We start from the raw sequence: 15,608 nt of genomic DNA, 5'->3' as shown, positions 1-15,608 counted from the left end.
ACGCCATGACCGGCTGGCGGCTGGGCTACCTCATCGCACCCAAAGAATTCATCCGGCCCATGCAGAAGCTCTGGCAGAACTTCTTCATCAGCGCCCACTCCGTGGCCCAGCACGCGGGCATCGCAGCCCTGAAGGAGTCCGCCCCGGACGTGGCGCGCATGAAGGCAATCTACGACGAGCGCCGCCGCTTCCTGCTGCCGCGCCTCAAGGCGCTGGGCCTGGGCGTGGCCAACGACCCCACCGGGGCCTTCTACGTACTGGCCAACGCCCGCCACTGGGCAGAAAGATTCGGCGGCAGCTCCCTCAAGCTGGCCTATGATATCTTGGAGAAATGCCATGTTGGCGTCACGCCGGGCATCGACTTCGGCCAGGGGGCCGAGGGTTTCCTGCGCTTCTCCTACGCAAATTCACTGGAAAATATCGCAGAGGCCATGCGCAGGCTTGAGAAGTACGCGGCGCACGCGTAAAAGAGCCACATGAGGAGCGGCTCCTGCCCGCTGTGCTGCCATGAAACGGTTATTTTTGCTTACTCTGTGCGCTCTGCTGCTGGCTTTCGCCAGCCTTGGGGATGTGTGCGCCCTAGACGCTGGCGCAGCGCAAAGGCCCACTGACCGGCCTGCGCAAAAGACAAAAAAAACCAAGACGGGAAAAAAGCAGGCTGACACGATCAGATCAGCCCGGGCTAAAGATCTATTGAGCAAATCGAACCAACCCCGGCTGACGCGGGAGGATTTGAGCAAGCCCTATTCTGCGGGCTCGGCCTTTGGCCCGCCAAAGCCCCCGGCCCCGCCGGAAGAAGACAACGCCACGCGCTGGGACTACGACCCTGCGCCCAAGGCCAGACCCTTTGCCAAGCCCAAGGAGCCCTCGCCCGTGAACTTCCGCTTCGGGCGAGAGGAAGTGGTGGACCCGCTGAACAGAAAGGATGTGACGTCCAAGCCCGACCCAACTGCGGCCAAGGAAAGCCTCAAGAACATGGACCTCAAGGGAGCCCTGGACAAGGTGGGCGGCAAGGCCGAGGTCCAAGTGGACATCCTGAAATTCTAACAGAGCCCGGAACCCCGTGACCGTTCGCCTCCTCGACTTCCTTTCCGGCCTGTCTGCCGCCCTCGACCTCATGAGCTCCGAGGTTGTTGGGCATCACAAGCGCGTGGCCTACCTGGCCGCACGGCTGGCCAAAACCCTGGGCGCAACCCGCGAGGAGCGCACCGAGCTGTTCATGGCCGCCATCCTGCACGACGTGGGCGGCTTCACCCGGCAAAGCCGCCTGGCCGCCCTGTCCTTCGAGTCCGACGGAGTTCTCCACGCAGAGTTGGGCTACCGCCTCCTGCGCACCAATCCGCTGCTGGACGACGCGGCCCTCATCGTGCGCCACCACCATACCCCGCACTCTCGCCACGCCGTGCTCGACGAACCCGCGCGCAAGCTGTTTCTGGCCGGGGTGCTGAACCTGGCCGACCGCGTGGACGTGCTGACCCTGCGCAACAAGATCGTAGATTTTTCAGAGGTAATGGGGCACATCCGCCCGCGCGCGGGCTACCAGTTCGATCCCCTGGCCGTGGAGGCCCTGGGCGATCTGTCGGGCGATCCCGGCTTCTGGGCTCCCCTGGCCACGGCAGACCCCACGCTGGCCATCGGCAACGACCCGGACATGTTCGAGGAGCGCGGCTTCTCCCACGGGCAGCTCATGCAGGCGTCCACAGCCTTCTCGCAGATCATCGACTTCCGGAGCCGCTTCACGGCCACGCATTCGCGCGGGGTGGCGGAAACCGCCGTATGTCTGGCTGAAAAGGCCGGCATGTCCGCTGCGGACCTGATGTCCATGCGTCTGGCCGGAGACCTGCACGACCTGGGCAAGCTGGCCGTGCCCTCGGAAATCATCGACAAACCCGGCCCCCTCAGCCCGGACGAACGGGCCGTGATGCACCGCCACCCGGAGCTGGGCGAGGCCATCCTGTCCAGCGTGCCCGGCCTTGAGAAGGTCACGGCCTGGGCCTCCCAGCACCATGAGCAGCTGGGCGGCCTGGGCTACCCCAACGGCCTGTCCGGCTCGGCCATCACCCTGGGCTCGCGCATCATGAGCCTGGCCGACGTGTTCACCGCCCTGCGCGAGGACCGGCCCTACCGCGCCGGGCTGGACAATATGCAGACCCTGGGCATCCTGGATGGCATGGCCGCGCGCGCAGCCCTGGACCCGGACCTTGTATCCCTGGTGCGCGACAACCTCGACGAACTCGACATCCGCCGCTGCGCAGCGCAGGCCAAGGCCGCCGCGGAGTTCCGCCAGTTCTACTCCGGCGTGCCCGCGCAGTAACAGGCCAAGGGTCCCCTGGCCCGCTCCGGCCCTGCGCCCAAGGCGTCTGCCCGGCTCAGGGTTGCCAACAGCGCCCCAGGTGACGTACAGCCCATATATCCCGGCCATTCAAGGACCTGCATGAGCAACTTCGCGGCAGACCTGCATATCCATTCGCGCTTCTCGCGCGCCACCAGCAAGGGACTGACCGTCCGCAACCTTGCCGCCTGGGCCGAGGTCAAAGGGCTTACCGTTCTTGGCACGGGCGACTGCACCCACCCCGGCTGGCTTCAGGAAGTAGAGCGCGAATTGAAAGAGGACGGCTCCGGCCTGCTCTCCCTGCGCGACCCTTCAAGCCTTGCGGGACAGATCCCCGGCCTGCCCATGCATCTTGCAGGCTCCGCGCGCTTCATGCTCCAAGGCGAAATCAGCTCCATCTACAAACGCGGCGGCAAGGTTCGCAAGGTCCACAACCTCGTGTACCTGCCCAGCCTCGAATCGGCCAAGCGCCTCAACGCCAGGCTGGCCCAGGTGGGAAATCTGGTCTCGGACGGGCGGCCCATTCTGGGGCTAGACAGCCGAAACCTGCTGGAGATGGTGCTGGAAACCCACCCGCAAGCCTTTCTGGTGCCTGCCCACATCTGGACGCCCTGGTTCTCGCTCTTCGGGTCCATGAGCGGCTTCGACTCCGTGGAGGAGTGCTACGGCGACCTCGCAAGCCACATCTTCGCCATGGAGACGGGGCTGTCCTCGGACCCAGGCATGAACTGGACCCTCTCCGCCCTGGACCGCTTTCGCATGATATCCAACTCCGACGCCCATTCCGGCGAAAAGCTGGGACGCGAGGCCAATCTGTTCTCGGGCGAGGCGTCCTTTGGCGGCATCCGTGGCGCGCTGCGCGCCCACCTGACCAAAGAGAACGGCGGTTGCGAATTCATGGGCACCGTGGAGTTCTTCCCCGAAGAGGGCAAGTACCATCTGGACGGCCACCGCAAGTGCAACTGGAGCATGGAGCCCGGCGAGACCCTGGCCCACAAGGGCCTGTGCCCTGTGTGCGGCAGGCCCGCCACCCTGGGCGTGCTGCATCGCGTGCTGGCCCTGGCCGACCGTCCTGAACCTGCCCAGCCGCAGAATCAGCCCGGCTACCACTCCCTCATTCCCCTGCGCGAGGTGCTCTCCGAAGTGCTGGACGTGGGCGCAGGCAGCAAGGCCGTGACTGCGGAATACTACCGCCTGCTGGAGCGCCTTGGCCCGGAGCTGTTCATCCTGCGCGAGGCGCCCCTGGCCGACATCGGCCGCGCCGCACCCGTGCTGGCCGAGGCCGTGGAGCGCATGCACGCGGGCAAGGTCCTGCGCAGTTCCGGCTATGATGGCGAATTCGGGGTCATCACCGTGTTTACGCCGGAAGAGCGCGCCCAGATGCGCCAGGGACGAATCCTGGCAGGGTTGCCCGCCCGCCGGGTCCGCAGGGCAGCCGTGGCCACGCCCTCCGAACCGGAGACAGAATCTGAAGGCGACCCCGTCCCGGCAGCAGACGCGCTTCCTCCCCGCACAGGATTGAACCCGGCCCAGGAGGCCGCTGTCGCCGCTGGCATGGGACCGCAACCCGGCCCAGTCCTGGTGCTTGCCGGTCCGGGCACGGGCAAGACCCATACCCTGCTGGCCCGGGTGCTGCGCCTGCTGGAATCCGGCGCAACGCCAGAATCCCTGGCCATCGTGACCTTCACCCGCCGCGCGGCGGACGAACTGCACGAGCGCCTGGCCGCGCACTTCGGCCCGAATGCCCTTCTTCCCCTGGCCGACACCCTGCACGCCCTTGCCCTGGACCTCTGGACCGCGCGCAAGGGCCAGCCTCCGGTGCTCTTGTCCGAGGACGCGGCCCGCCGCATGTTTCTGGATGCTCTTGGCGACGTGGGGGCAGAGGATCTGCCGAAATCCGAACGCCTGGCCCTGTTCCGCCGTCACAGCCTTGCGCGGGAGACCCTGACGCCCCTGTCCGGACCGGACGCAGCCCTTGCCGCCAAGGCGGCGGCGCTGGTGGCTGAAACCAAGGCCCTGCGCAATCAGGCGGACTTCACGGATCTGCTGGAATACCTCTTGGATGTCGTGCGCGATCCGGAATTCAACGCGCCCTTCGCACACCTGCTGGTGGACGAGGTGCAGGATCTCTCGGCGCTGCAGCTGGAGGCAGTGCTTGGCCTGGCCGGACCCGTTGCCGCAGCGCCTGAGAGTTTTGACGAGGATTGCGGGGATACCGGCGTGTCGAGCAGCCTGAAGCCCTGCACTGGCACTGGCTTCTTCGCCATCGGCGACCCGGAACAGAGCATCTATTCGTTCCGTGGCGCGACCGGAGATGTGCGCAAGCGCCTGGCCGCCCGCTGGCCGGTTCTGCAGGTGGTGAGCCTGGCTGAGAACTACCGCAGCGGTCAGGGCATCCTGGACGCAGCCGGGGCCCTTCTGCCCGCGCATCCGCGCCTGGATGCCCTGCCGGGCCGGGAATGGGATCTGGAGCTTGTGGAGGCGCCGGACGCCCGGCACGAGGCCAGCCTCATCGCTGCGCGCATCGGCAGGCTTATCGGCGGCGCCAGCCTGACCCTCATGGACGCTGTCGCAGGCCCCAGCCTTGCTCCGGGCGACGTGGCGGTGCTGGTGCGCTTCCGGGCGCTGATTCCGCCCCTCAAGGCCGCCCTGGAGTTGGCAGGGCTGCCTTGCTCCGCGCCGGAGGCCGAGGTGTTCTGGGAGGAGCCGCGCGTGGCGGCCATTCTGCGCGTGGCTGAGCGGCTCTTCGGCCTGCCTGCGCCAGAGGGCGCGGGAAGCGCCGGACTCGACGCGTCGGAAGCGCCGATTCACGCGGATCTGCCGGAATTCCTGCTCTTGCAGGGACCGCGCGTGCTGCCAGCCGCCCTGCGCGATACTTCGCCCTTTGACCGGTTCTTCTGGGACGGCCCGGCCTTCCGCGACCTGTGCCACGCCTTTGACGAGCACGGCGGCTGGGTGGGTTTGCTTGACTGGGTGCGGCTGGAGACGGACTTCGCCAGCATCCGGCAGGCGGCTCAGAAGGTTCGCATTTTGACCCTGCACGCGGCCAAGGGCCTGGAATTCGAGGCCGTGTTTCTGCCCGCCCTGGAGCAAGGCATCATGCCCTTATCCGGCTTTGGCGGAGAAGCCCTTACGCCCGCAGCCCTGGCCGAGGAACGCCGCCTGCTCTACGTGGGCATGACCCGCGCCAAAAGCAGGCTCTGCCTGTCCTTTGCGCACAGCCGCACCCTGTACGGCAAGACCCTGGCGCAAAAAGCTTCAGATTTCCTGGCGGACCTGCCCACGCACCTGCTGCGGCGCACGGTGCTGGCCCAAAAGGTCCAGACCCGCCAGACCCACCTCTCCCTGTTCCAAGTCCCCTAACGAGGCAGTTTCACGTCGCCGCGCAGCACGCGGGCCTTGAGGATGAGCTCGGGCCGGTACTCGAAGTGCATGAGATCAAAGGCCGCCCACTTGCCGCCCCAAATGAAGCCCTCAGCCTCGAAGGCCTCAAGAATCTCACGGGGAAAGGCCAGCACCTGCGCCGGGATCTTCTCCGGGTGCCGCTCGGTGAGCCAGTAGGCCAGATCTGGATTCAGGTCGAGGGCCGCGCCGAAACTATGCACGCTCAAGCGGCTGGTGGCCGCGATGTTCCGCCAGATCAGCGTTCCGCCGAAGGGGCGAAGGATTATGTTCCACTCCGGGTGCTGTGGCGTAAGCGGCGCCAGCCGCGATTCCACCCGCGAAAGGGCCGCCGCCGCGCCATGACGGCGGGAAAACAGCGCGCCGTGACCGTCAAAGCGCACGGTCTCGCAGCTCTTGCGGACCTCGGCCTCGCTGTGGCCGTAAAGCGCAAGAAAAAACGCCTGCACCCGGTGGCGGCCAGGGTCGAAGCCGCGTGGAGGATGAGCGCTCTGCTCCGTCACCGGACCAAGGGGATATACCTGGGCCAGCATGGTGCGGATGTCCGGGCTCTCCTCGGCCTCCTTGGAGGTGCGCGGCTTGCCGTCGTCGTAGACCAGGCGCGCGCCATCGGCCAGCACCAGCTCCAAATGCCCGGAGGCGCCGCGGCTCATGCCTGCGACAACCTCAGGATAGGCGGCGCGCAGCACGGCCAAGTCCAGGGCCGCCTCTGCGGACAGATCCTTGTCGGCAAGATACTGGGCGTTCTGAGCCGAATTAAGGGCTTCGGCGCTGCCTGCGAAAACCCAAAGCGTCAAAGCCGTAAGGCCAAGCAGCCGCGCCCAGTGCCGTTTCACCTTGCGCACGCGCAGGGCGTAAAGAATACGCTGAGAAATTAGATGGTTCATCGTTAAAGCATAGCCCAGGAGCACAGGCTGGTCAACCTTGCCACTTTGCCCGCCCCTTGCTCCCAGGCCAAAGCAGGCTTATCTATGCAGCCGGGATCTGCGCCCCGCTTTCGGCAGCGCAGCCCGCGACAACACTACCGGTCACCCCCCCCCACGTGCATCAACGTCAAGGAGTTTCCATGCGCCGCACCCTGTCCTGGTTCCTCGCCGCCTTGCTGGTCCTCACCGCCGCCAGCGCCCAGGCGGCCAAAAAATATCCGGCTGCAAAGGCCAAACGCCCAGCGCCCGCAGCTCCGGCCCTGGCCCCGGTCCTGAACCCAGCGCTGATGGCGGGCGCGCCTTCGAACCACATCGACGGCGTGACATTCCTGCGCCTGAAGAACGGCCTCTCCGTGCTGGTGAAGGAAGACGACCGCTTCCCCCTGGCGCACATCCGCATGCTGGTGCATGCGGGCAGCGCCTATGAGACCCCGGCCCAGGCTGGCATCAGCCACGTGCTGGAGCACATGGTGTTCAAGGGCGCGGGCAGCATGAAGCCTGGCGAGGTGGCCCGGCGCATCGAGGCCGCAGGCGGCAGCCTGAACGCCTCCACCAGCTTCGACAACACCGCCTATCACGTGGAGGTGCCGGACAGCGCCTGGAAGCTCGGACTCTCGGTGGTGGCGGACATGACCTTCAAGCCCACCCTGGCTCCAGCCGAGCTTGAAAGCGAGAAGGACGTCGTGCTGGCCGAACTCAAACGCGGCGAGGATACCCCAGAGAACCTGCTCTTCCAGACCTTGCAGGCCATGCTCTGGAAGGGCACCAGCTACGAATGGCCCATCATCGGCTTCCGCGAAACCGTGCGCGCCACCACCAGCCAGTCCATGCGCGCCTACATCGCGCCCCTGTACCAGCCGCAAAACATGGTCCTGTGCGTGGTGGGCAAGGTCAAGGCCACGGAAGTGCTGGCTGAGGCCGAAAGGCTTCTTGGCGGCATCCAGAACACCTCGCGCATCACGCCGCCGCAGCCTTTCCCGATCCAGGCCGCCACCGGACCGCAACTCACCATCGTGCCCGGCATGTGGAACAAGGTCCATCTGGGCCTGGCCTTGCCGGCCCCGGACTTCCTCTCCTCCAAGATGGGCGGCCTGGACATGCTGGCCCAGATCCTGGGCGGCGACGAAACCTCGCGCCTGTACCGCAAATTCAAGTACGAGCTGCGCCTGGTGGACTCCGTCAGCGTGGGCGTGTCCAACCTGGAGCGCAGCGGCATTCTCGTGATCGGCGCAGTGCTTGACGCCGACAAGCTGCCCGCCTTCTGGGACGCGCTGACCAGCGAACTGGCCTCCTTCGACGCCCTGAGCATCACAGACCAGGAGCTTCTGCGCGCCCGCACCAACATCGAGGCCGGGCTGTTCCTGACGCGCGAGACCATCAGCGGCCTGGCAAGCAAGCTGACGCACCAGTACGCCTTTGAGGGCGGCCAGCAGGGCGAGGCCAATTACCTCGCCACCATCGCCGCCGCGGGCCGCCCGCAGCTGGCCTCCCTGTACCGTGAATTCTTCCGGCCCGAGGCCGTGCGCGCCGTCATCCTGGCGCCCAAGGGCGTGACCATCGCCGAGGCCCCGCTGTTGGACACCCTGAAGCGCCGCTGGCCTGCATCCAAGGCCAAAACAGCGGCCAAGGCCGACGCCTCCGCCAGCGCCGTGCGACAGATCAGCCTGCCCGGCGGCGGCACCCTCGTGCTCCAGCCCGACGCCACCCTGCCCTACACGGCCCTGTCCATGGCCTGGCCAGGCGGCGACGGCCTGCTTTCCGCCAACGAGCAGGGCCTGGGGGCGCTCACGGCCTCCCTGCTGGCGCGGGGCACCAAGACCCGTTCGGCCAACCAGGTGGAGGACTTTTTGGCCGACCGCGCCGCGTCCTTCGCCGCCAGCACCAGCAGCGAGACCTTCAGTCTGGGCGCCAAGTTCCCCAGCCGCTTCACCACAGACATGCTTGGCCTGGTGCGCGAGACCCTGGCAAGCCCCGCCCTGGCAGAGGCCGAACTGGCCCGCGCCAAGGAGGACCAGCAAAACGCCATCAAGCGCGGCGAGGACCAGCCCATCGGCCTGGCCTTCCGCAAGCTGCCCGGCCTGCTCTTCACCTCGGCCCCGCACGCGTACCTGCGCCTGGGCGATCCCGCACAGGTGGCGGGATTCACCCGCAGCCAGGCCGAAGCCTTCTGGAAACGTCAGGCGGCCCAGCCCTTTGTGCTCTCCGTGTGCGGCCAGTTCGACGAAGCGCAGATGACCGCCTTTGCAACGGCCCTGGCGCGGGAGCTGAACCCGCAAGGCGCAACGCCAGCCCAGGCCCAGGCTCCCCAGTGGAAGCCCAAGGCCAAGGCCACGCTGCATTTGCCGGAACGCAACCAGTCGCACCTCTTCGTCATCTTCAAGGCTCCGGGCCGTGCGGACCAGGCCATGAGCGCACGCCTGCAGGTGTTGCGCGCGGCGCTGGCCGGCCAGAGCGGCCTGCTCTTCCGCGATATGCGCGACAAGCAGGGCCTGGGCTACACCGTCACGGCATTCTTGTCGCAATACAAGGAGGCAGGATTCATGGCCTTCTACATCGGCTCCGACCCGGACAAGCTGCCCCAGGCCATGGAGGGCTTCCGCAAGGCCGCAGCCGATCTGGCGGCCAAGCCCCTGCCCCAGGCCGAACTCACACGGGCCAAGAACATCCTCTCCGGCGACTACTACCAGGATCGGCAGTCCCTCATGTCACGCAGCCGCGAGGCCGCAGGCGCGCTGGTGCAGGGCTTTGAGCGCGAAGCCGAGCTCAAGCTGGTGGAGGCGTCCCAGGCCCTGACTGCCGAAGACGTGCGCCAGGCGGCGGCGGCGGTGCTCAAGTGGGACGAGGCCTTTGTCCTTGAGGTGACGCCGTAGCCTCGTAACGAACCGCTGCAAAGCAGGCCGCAGGAGCGGATGGCAAAGCCTTGCCTGCCGGTACGAGGATGGGCTACAAGGGCGGCTGGCTGAAAAACGTCCATCCCGCGCGCAGGCCTGACGCAGTCAGGCGCGAACACGAGACGAGAAGGAGATCCCATGGCCATATTCAAGGCCTCCAAGACCAAGCCCATTGAGGATGACGCCAAGTCCGACCCGCGCCTGGGACAGGCCAAGGACGTCTACATGGGCGGGCGCTTCAAGATCGTCACCCTGGACGCCATTCCCGCGCGCGAGGTGCTGGGCACCTTCGGCCTCATCGTCTGCCGCAGCTACAACTTCGACAGCGCCTTCTACGGCCTCATCGCCCAGGCCCTCGAAGTCAACGCCGACGCCATACTGGGCTACCACGAGAGCGTCGCCTTCCACCCGGAGGGAGACCGCTACTACTCCTGCTACGGCACGGCGGTGCGCTTGAAGCCCGTCAAGTAGCTCCATAAACGGCAAAGGCCCGGAACCCACATGGATTCCGGGCCTTTTTTTCGTCCGGCAGCGGGAACGCCCGGCCCCACATCTGGACTTTTCCTCCCGCCCCATGCAAAGATGCCACATGCTCGAAATCGCTGTATTCCTCTGCGGGGCCGTGGTCATGGTCCTGGAACTGACCGGGTCGCGCGTGCTGGCCCCGTTCCTGGGCACCTCCATCATCGTCTGGACCAGCCTCATCGGCGTGGTGCTCGGTTCGCTCAGCATCGGCTGCTGGTGGGGCGGCCGCGTGGCCGACAAACGCCCGGATCCCAAGCTGCTCTCGCGCATCATCCTGCTGGCCGCTGTGGCGACCCTGCTCATCGCCGGGCTCAAAGGCTTCCTGCTCGCCTTCCTGCAAAACCGGGCCGGGCTCACCGTCGCCACCCTGGCGTCAACCGTGGCGCTCTTCGTGCCCGTGTCGGTGCTCCTGGGCATGGTTTCGCCCTTTGCCGTGCGCCTGCGCATGCATGACGCCAAGCATTCCGGCCGCACAGCCGGAAACCTCTATGCCCTCTCGACGCTGGGCAGCATAGCGGGCACCTTTGCCGCCGGTTTCTGGCTCACGGCCACCATCGGCTCCACCAACATCGTGCTGTCCATGGCAGGCGTGCTCATCATGGCGGCCTTCTGCGTGCACCGGGGCGACCTGCCCGCCAAGCTGGCTGCGCTCGTGCTCACGGCTTTGGTTACTCTGGGCCTGAGCATCTTCGACAGTCAGCTCCAGGCAGCCGAAATCCACGACCTGGACACGCCCTACCAACGGGTGCTGGTGTTCAACGCCCGCAACACCCGCACCGGCATGAACATGCGGGTGCTTTCCACTGGGCCGGAGGGCAACCAGTCCGCCGTTGACCTCTCCGACCCCACGCGCCTGGCCCTTCCGTACACGCGCTACTATCGCCTGGCCGCGCATTTCCGGCAGGACATCAAAAACGTTCTCATGCTTGGCGGGGGGGGCTATTCCTTCCCCAAATACGCCATGAGCCGCCCGGACGAGTTCGGCGGAAGCCCGCACATGGACGTTGTGGAAATCGACCCCGGCGTTACGGACATCGCGACAAAATTTTTCGGCCTCACTCCCATGAACGGCCTGACCCTGCACCACGACGACGCCCGGCGCTTCCTGAACCGCGACGCCGCGCCCGGAAGCTATCAGGTGGCCCTGGTAGACGTGTTCACCAGCCACCTTTCCGTGCCCTTCCATCTGGCCACGCGAGAGACCGCCAAGGCCCTTTCCCGCTCCCTGGACGCCGACGGCGTGGTGCTGGTGAACTGCATCAGCGCCGCCGAAGGCCCAAAAAGCCGCTTCTACCGCGCGCTCCTGGCCACCTACCGCTCGGTTTTCCCGCATGTGGAAAGCTTCCTGCTGGAGCCGGAAGACCCCACCTCCACCCAGAACATCATCCTGGCTGCGTTCAAGTCCGCGGAAGCGCCGAACCTCTCCAGCAAGGACCCCGAATATGCGGCCATGCTCGCCATGCGCTACACGCCCGCCCCCGCCCGGCCCGGCGATCCCCCTGTGCTCACGGATGAATTCGCGCCCGTGGACCACTACCTGCTGAACCTCTAGCCCAAAAAAAGGGCCGCCCGCAGGCGACCCCTTCCGTCTCATCATTCCTACCGCGTCGGCTGCCCGGCGCGTTTTTTCGCATCCAGCCGGATCAGGCGCCAGGGTCCACGCCCGCAGAGGCGAAAGAAGCCATGTCGTTGTAGATGGCTGCGGCGGAGCGCACCAGGAACATGGCCACAGCCGCGCCCGTGCCCTCGCCCAGGCGCAGGCCCAGATCCAGCAGGGGCTTCTTGCCCATTTTCTCCACCGCGTACCTGTGGCCCGGCTCGGCAGAGGCGTGGGAAAGCACGACGTAGTCCAGCACAGCTGGGCAGAGCTTCCAGGCCGCCACGCAGGCGGCGGTGGAGATGAACCCGTCCACGCAGACGAACTGCCTGTTCTTTGCGCCGCCCAGGATGAGCCCGGTCAGGCAGGCGATCTCAAGCCCGCCGAGGGCGGCAAGGATTTCCAGCGGGTCGCCGCCAACCACGGCGCCCGCGTTCACCGCCAGCCCCCTCTTGATGATCTCCACCTTGCGGCTCACGGCCTCTTTGCCCAACCCGGTGCCAGGTCCGGTCATGGACTCCGGCTCCAGGCCCAGATAGGCGCAGTAGAGCGCCGTGGAAGGCGTGGTGTTGCCTATGCCCATCTCGCCGGTGCCCAGCACGCGCACGCCGTCGGCCAGGGCGCGGTCCGCCAGGTCCACTCCCAGCAGCAGCGCCTTCAGGCACGTGTCCGCGCTCATGGCCGGCCCCTTGGCCAGGTTGGCCGTGCCTTGCGCCACCTTGCCCCGGATGAGCTGCGGGTGTGCATCGAAGTCCGGTCCCAGGCAACCCGCGTCCACCACAAAGAGCTGCGCACCGGCTGTTTTGGCCAACACGTTTATGCCCGCTCCGCCGTTCAGGAAATTCAGCACCATCTGCCGCGAGACATCCTGCGGGAACAGGCTCACGCCTTCCTCCACCACGCCATGGTCGCCGGCCACAGTGTACACGCGGGCCGGGTCGGCCTTGGGCGGGCGGCCGCCCTGGACCAGAGACAGCTGCAAGGCCAGCTCCTCCAGACGGCCCAGGCTGCCGCGGGGTTTGGTGAGATTGTCCAGGTGGGCCTGCCCAGCCGGGGCCAGCGACTGATCCACCGGGACGATGGACGACAGAATTTCGTCGAGTTTTGCGCGCATGGCTGCTCCTTTGCGAAAATATGAAGGGTTGCTCCTGGACCTGGGCGCAAAAAAAAGGCCCGGCAGACGCAATAACGCCCGCCAGAACCCTTTGCCATCACGTTCCAGGAGATTACACGCTGCGGACAGGTCTTCCGGCTTCCGGATCAACCCGAAGAAGACGGCCTTCCCGCAGGGGGGGTGAACCCCTAGCAGTGGCTGGGCGCCGAACGCCCCGCGTCTCCCCAGTCCCCGGTTACGGCGATGGGATCGCCACGGAATCGCACCGTGTTCCGGGATGTCCGCCCGGTAGCTGAAAGCTAGCCCAAGCCGGGCCGTTTTTCAAGGTCCATTTCCTTAGCCCGCAAACCGGCTGGCGCAATACGCGGCACGGCGATTGCAAATCGTGTCGTGTGGACAAGCAACTCGCCATACTGCACGCCAATTGCCAGGGCGACCCCCTGGCGCGCGCCCTTCAGGCCAGCCCGGAATTCCGCCGGGCCTATGCGCCAAGGGTGTACCTGAACTACACGCGGGAAGAGATTCCTCAGGCGGATCTGGACGCCTGCGGGCTATTCCTCTACCAGCACCTGGGGCCAGAATGGGGCGAACTGGCCTCCGATTCCCTGCTCAAGCGGCTGCCCCCTGGCTGCCCGTCCCTGTGCATCCCCAACATGTTCTTCCGGGGCGCGTGGCCCCTCTGGTCCGGCGCGACGGGCTTCGACTACCGCGACATTTTCCTGGATCATCTGCTGGACCTGGGCCTGCCGGGCGAAGACATCCTGCACGTGTACCTGCGCACACCGCTTGCTGCCAAGTACGACCTCGCGGCCTTGCTTGAGGAAACCACCGGACTTGAACGCGCGCGCCAGGCCCGCACACCTGTTTCCTACCTCGACTTCGTGCTGGAGAACTACAGGCGGCGTCCGCTTTTCCTCACCGTGAACCACCCCGCGCCAGAGCTTCTGGCGCATGCCGCACGCGGAATCCTGCGCGAACTGGACCTGGCCCCGGCGGACGCGCAAGCCCTGTCCACCCTCGAATCGGGCTATGAAGACTTCTTCCTGCCCATCCATCCGCAGGTGGCGGAGTTTTACGGCCTGGCCTATGGTGGCCCTGCGGCACGCTACCCGGTCTATGGCCGGACGCGGACCTTTGCCGAGTATGCCGCAGCCTACGTGAGCTGCCGCAAGGCAGGCATCGACGACTTCATCGGCTACCTGCAACTGGCCTAGGGGAGCAAAATGAGCACGAACGAGAAAGTCATCGCCTGGGTAGGCGGAATCTTCTTCATGGAGCACATGCAGGCCCATGGCCTGCGCCCCATCCGCATCCCCCTCATCAAGCCAGAGGCGCTGACCTTTGAGGACATCACGGAGCGCTGCGGCTGCGTTCCGGACGCAGTGGTCTATACCGACCGCAGCCTGCCCCCGCCGCTTCTGGGGGTGGAGCGCTTCCCCTGCCTCACCGCCTTCTATTGCATCGATTCCCACATCCACAGCTGGTACCCGGTGTACGCCGGGGCCTTTGACCTCTGCGCCGTGAGCCTGCGCGACCATGTGGACCGCTTCGCGCGCGAGCTTTCGCCCCGCCGAGCCATCTGGCTGCCGCCTTTTGCAGAGGATCGCTACCAGCCGCGACAGGCGGAGAAGGACTTCGACCTGCTCTTTGTCGGCACGGTGAATCCTGAGACAACGCCCCAGCGCTGCGACTTCCTGAACCGCCTGGGCGCTCTGTGCCCCGGCCTCGCCGTTCGCCAGGGCGACTTTCGCGAACTCATGCCACGGGCCAAGGTCGTGCTGAACATTGCCGAGCGCGGCGACCTGAATTTTCGCGTCTTCGAGTCCCTGGGCTGCGGAAGCTGCCTGCTCACCCCTGGGCTGGCCCACGGTCAGGACGAGTTGTTCCACGACGGCGAGCACTTTGTTTCCTACACGGGCGATGACGAAGCCGACTGTGCGGCCAAGGTCTTTGAACTGCTTGCCGACGCCCCCCGGCGCACGATGTTGGCCCAGGCCGGCCTAGCGCAAGTGAACGCTTCGCATCGGCCAAGGCAACGTGCCGAGACCTTTGCGAGGCTGTTGCGCCAAGGATTTGACGACGATCAGTCAGGCCAGCGCCTGGCAGCGCCACACCAGGCGCGCAAGGCGGCCTTGCGCCTGCTGTGGCTGCACTGGGCTGAAAACTGCGGCGATGCAGCCTTGGCTGGGCGCTACCTCAATGAAGCCAAAATGCTGGGCGCGCGCGGGTAAGACCATGAAACAGCACGTTCAGCGCTCGTCCCACGCTGCTTGCGCAGCCCTGCTTGCCCTGTGCTTCTGCGCGGGGTCCTGTTCCGCCTCCGACGCCGTGAGCATCGCCCGCGTGGCTTCAGGCGACACCAGCGCGGCCATCGGCATGGCGCGCAGCAAGGCCGTTCGCTACGCCGCCAACCCCAGCGCCATCGAAGCGGACTACAAGCGCTTCAAGAATATCCTCAACACCTTCCGGCGCGCGGTCAGCGGAAACTGGGGCAAGGACGACGCGCGCGAGCCCGAACCCAAGCAGTACGTGAAGTACACGCAGAACTATCTTTCCCGCGCCAGCGTCGATTTTGAGAATGGCCGTATTCTTGTGGAGACTCTGGACCAGGACGCACCGGTGAAGAGCCTGCGCGAGGCCATCATCACCACCCTGCTGACGCCCTACGACCCACGCGCCGTGGACATGTACTCCAGCGGACCGGTGCAGCTTGGCGGCACCCCGTTCCTGCTTGGCGAGGTCAAGGACCAGCGCGGGCAGAACATCCGCACGGAGGACCAGGCCGAGGCCTTCGCCCGGCACCTGCTGGCCCAGGGACCCG

General features: G+C 66.3%; 12 protein-coding genes and 1 riboswitch. Of the genes, 10 read left to right on the top strand and 2 right to left on the bottom strand.

All coding sequences use genetic code 11. The annotated features are described in order from the left end of the window. The 4 genes from Q8O35_RS06805 to Q8O35_RS06790 all read left to right on the top strand — a co-directional run. Window positions 1-467: aminotransferase class I/II-fold pyridoxal phosphate-dependent enzyme (locus Q8O35_RS06805; RefSeq protein WP_305571892.1), on the top strand; the 467-nt coding region annotated here is incomplete at its 5' end. Between the two features lie 226 nt (window positions 468-693). After that, the gene (locus Q8O35_RS06800) at window positions 694-1,047 is read left to right on the top strand and encodes a hypothetical protein (protein WP_305571891.1); all 354 of its coding nucleotides are present in this window, start codon (window positions 694-696) and stop codon (window positions 1,045-1,047) included. 16 nt (window positions 1,048-1,063) lie between these two features. Next, window positions 1,064-2,314: an HD-GYP domain-containing protein gene (locus Q8O35_RS06795; RefSeq protein WP_305571890.1), complete on the top strand. Its 1,251-nt coding sequence runs from the start codon at window positions 1,064-1,066 to the stop codon at window positions 2,312-2,314. Between the two features lie 120 nt (window positions 2,315-2,434). Beyond that, a complete protein-coding gene (locus Q8O35_RS06790; protein WP_305571889.1) occupies window positions 2,435-5,695 on the top strand; it encodes a UvrD-helicase domain-containing protein in 3,261 nt (1,086 codons plus the stop codon). Here the strand turns inward: Q8O35_RS06790 and Q8O35_RS06785 are convergent. Beyond that, window positions 5,692-6,621 carry a M15 family metallopeptidase gene (locus Q8O35_RS06785; RefSeq protein ID WP_305571888.1) on the bottom strand — a complete coding sequence of 310 codons (930 nt, stop codon included), beginning with the start codon at window positions 6,619-6,621 and terminating at the stop codon, window positions 5,692-5,694. The genes Q8O35_RS06790 and Q8O35_RS06785 overlap by 4 nt on opposite strands. Before the next feature lie 179 nt (window positions 6,622-6,800). Between Q8O35_RS06785 and Q8O35_RS06780 the strand changes: the two genes are divergently transcribed. From Q8O35_RS06780 to Q8O35_RS06770, 3 genes are all read left to right on the top strand, one after another. Next, on the top strand, window positions 6,801-9,530 hold the full coding sequence (locus Q8O35_RS06780; protein ID WP_305571887.1) for a pitrilysin family protein: 2,730 nt from the start codon (window positions 6,801-6,803) through the stop codon (window positions 9,528-9,530). 159 nt (window positions 9,531-9,689) lie between these two features. After that, window positions 9,690-10,022, top strand: a complete 333-nt coding sequence (locus tag Q8O35_RS06775) for a hypothetical protein (RefSeq protein WP_305571886.1) — start codon at window positions 9,690-9,692, stop codon at window positions 10,020-10,022. 118 nt (window positions 10,023-10,140) lie between these two features. After that, window positions 10,141-11,628 carry a fused MFS/spermidine synthase gene (locus tag Q8O35_RS06770; RefSeq protein ID WP_305571885.1) on the top strand — a complete coding sequence of 496 codons (1,488 nt, stop codon included), beginning with the start codon at window positions 10,141-10,143 and terminating at the stop codon, window positions 11,626-11,628. Window positions 11,629-11,719: 91 nt separating this feature from the next. On the opposite strand, the gene cobT is transcribed toward Q8O35_RS06770, so the two are convergent. After that, complete coding sequence (cobT, locus tag Q8O35_RS06765) at window positions 11,720-12,787, bottom strand: nicotinate-nucleotide--dimethylbenzimidazole phosphoribosyltransferase (RefSeq protein ID WP_305571884.1); 1,068 nt, start codon at window positions 12,785-12,787, stop codon at window positions 11,720-11,722. A gap of 129 nt (window positions 12,788-12,916) precedes the next feature. After that, window positions 12,917-13,061: riboswitch (cobalamin riboswitch) on the bottom strand. 118 nt (window positions 13,062-13,179) lie between these two features. Between cobT and Q8O35_RS06760 the strand changes: the two genes are divergently transcribed. The 3 genes from Q8O35_RS06760 to Q8O35_RS06750 all read left to right on the top strand — a co-directional run. Then, complete coding sequence (locus Q8O35_RS06760; RefSeq protein WP_305571883.1) at window positions 13,180-14,001, top strand: WcbI family polysaccharide biosynthesis putative acetyltransferase; 822 nt, start codon at window positions 13,180-13,182, stop codon at window positions 13,999-14,001. Window positions 14,002-14,010: 9 nt separating this feature from the next. Continuing rightward, window positions 14,011-15,018, top strand: coding sequence for a glycosyltransferase (locus Q8O35_RS06755; protein WP_305571882.1), 1,008 nt, complete (start codon window positions 14,011-14,013; stop codon window positions 15,016-15,018). A gap of 4 nt (window positions 15,019-15,022) precedes the next feature. Further along, window positions 15,023-15,608 (top strand): murein transglycosylase domain-containing protein (locus Q8O35_RS06750; protein WP_305571881.1); only part of this gene is annotated, 586 nt, incomplete at its 3' end.

Origin of the sequence: Humidesulfovibrio sp., from assembly GCF_030689645.1 — a bacterium.
Taxonomy (GTDB): Bacteria; Desulfobacterota; Desulfovibrionia; order Desulfovibrionales; family Desulfovibrionaceae; genus Humidesulfovibrio.
The sequence above is the reverse complement of the archived record's forward strand: the minus strand, read 5'-3'. Positions and strand labels throughout refer to the sequence as shown.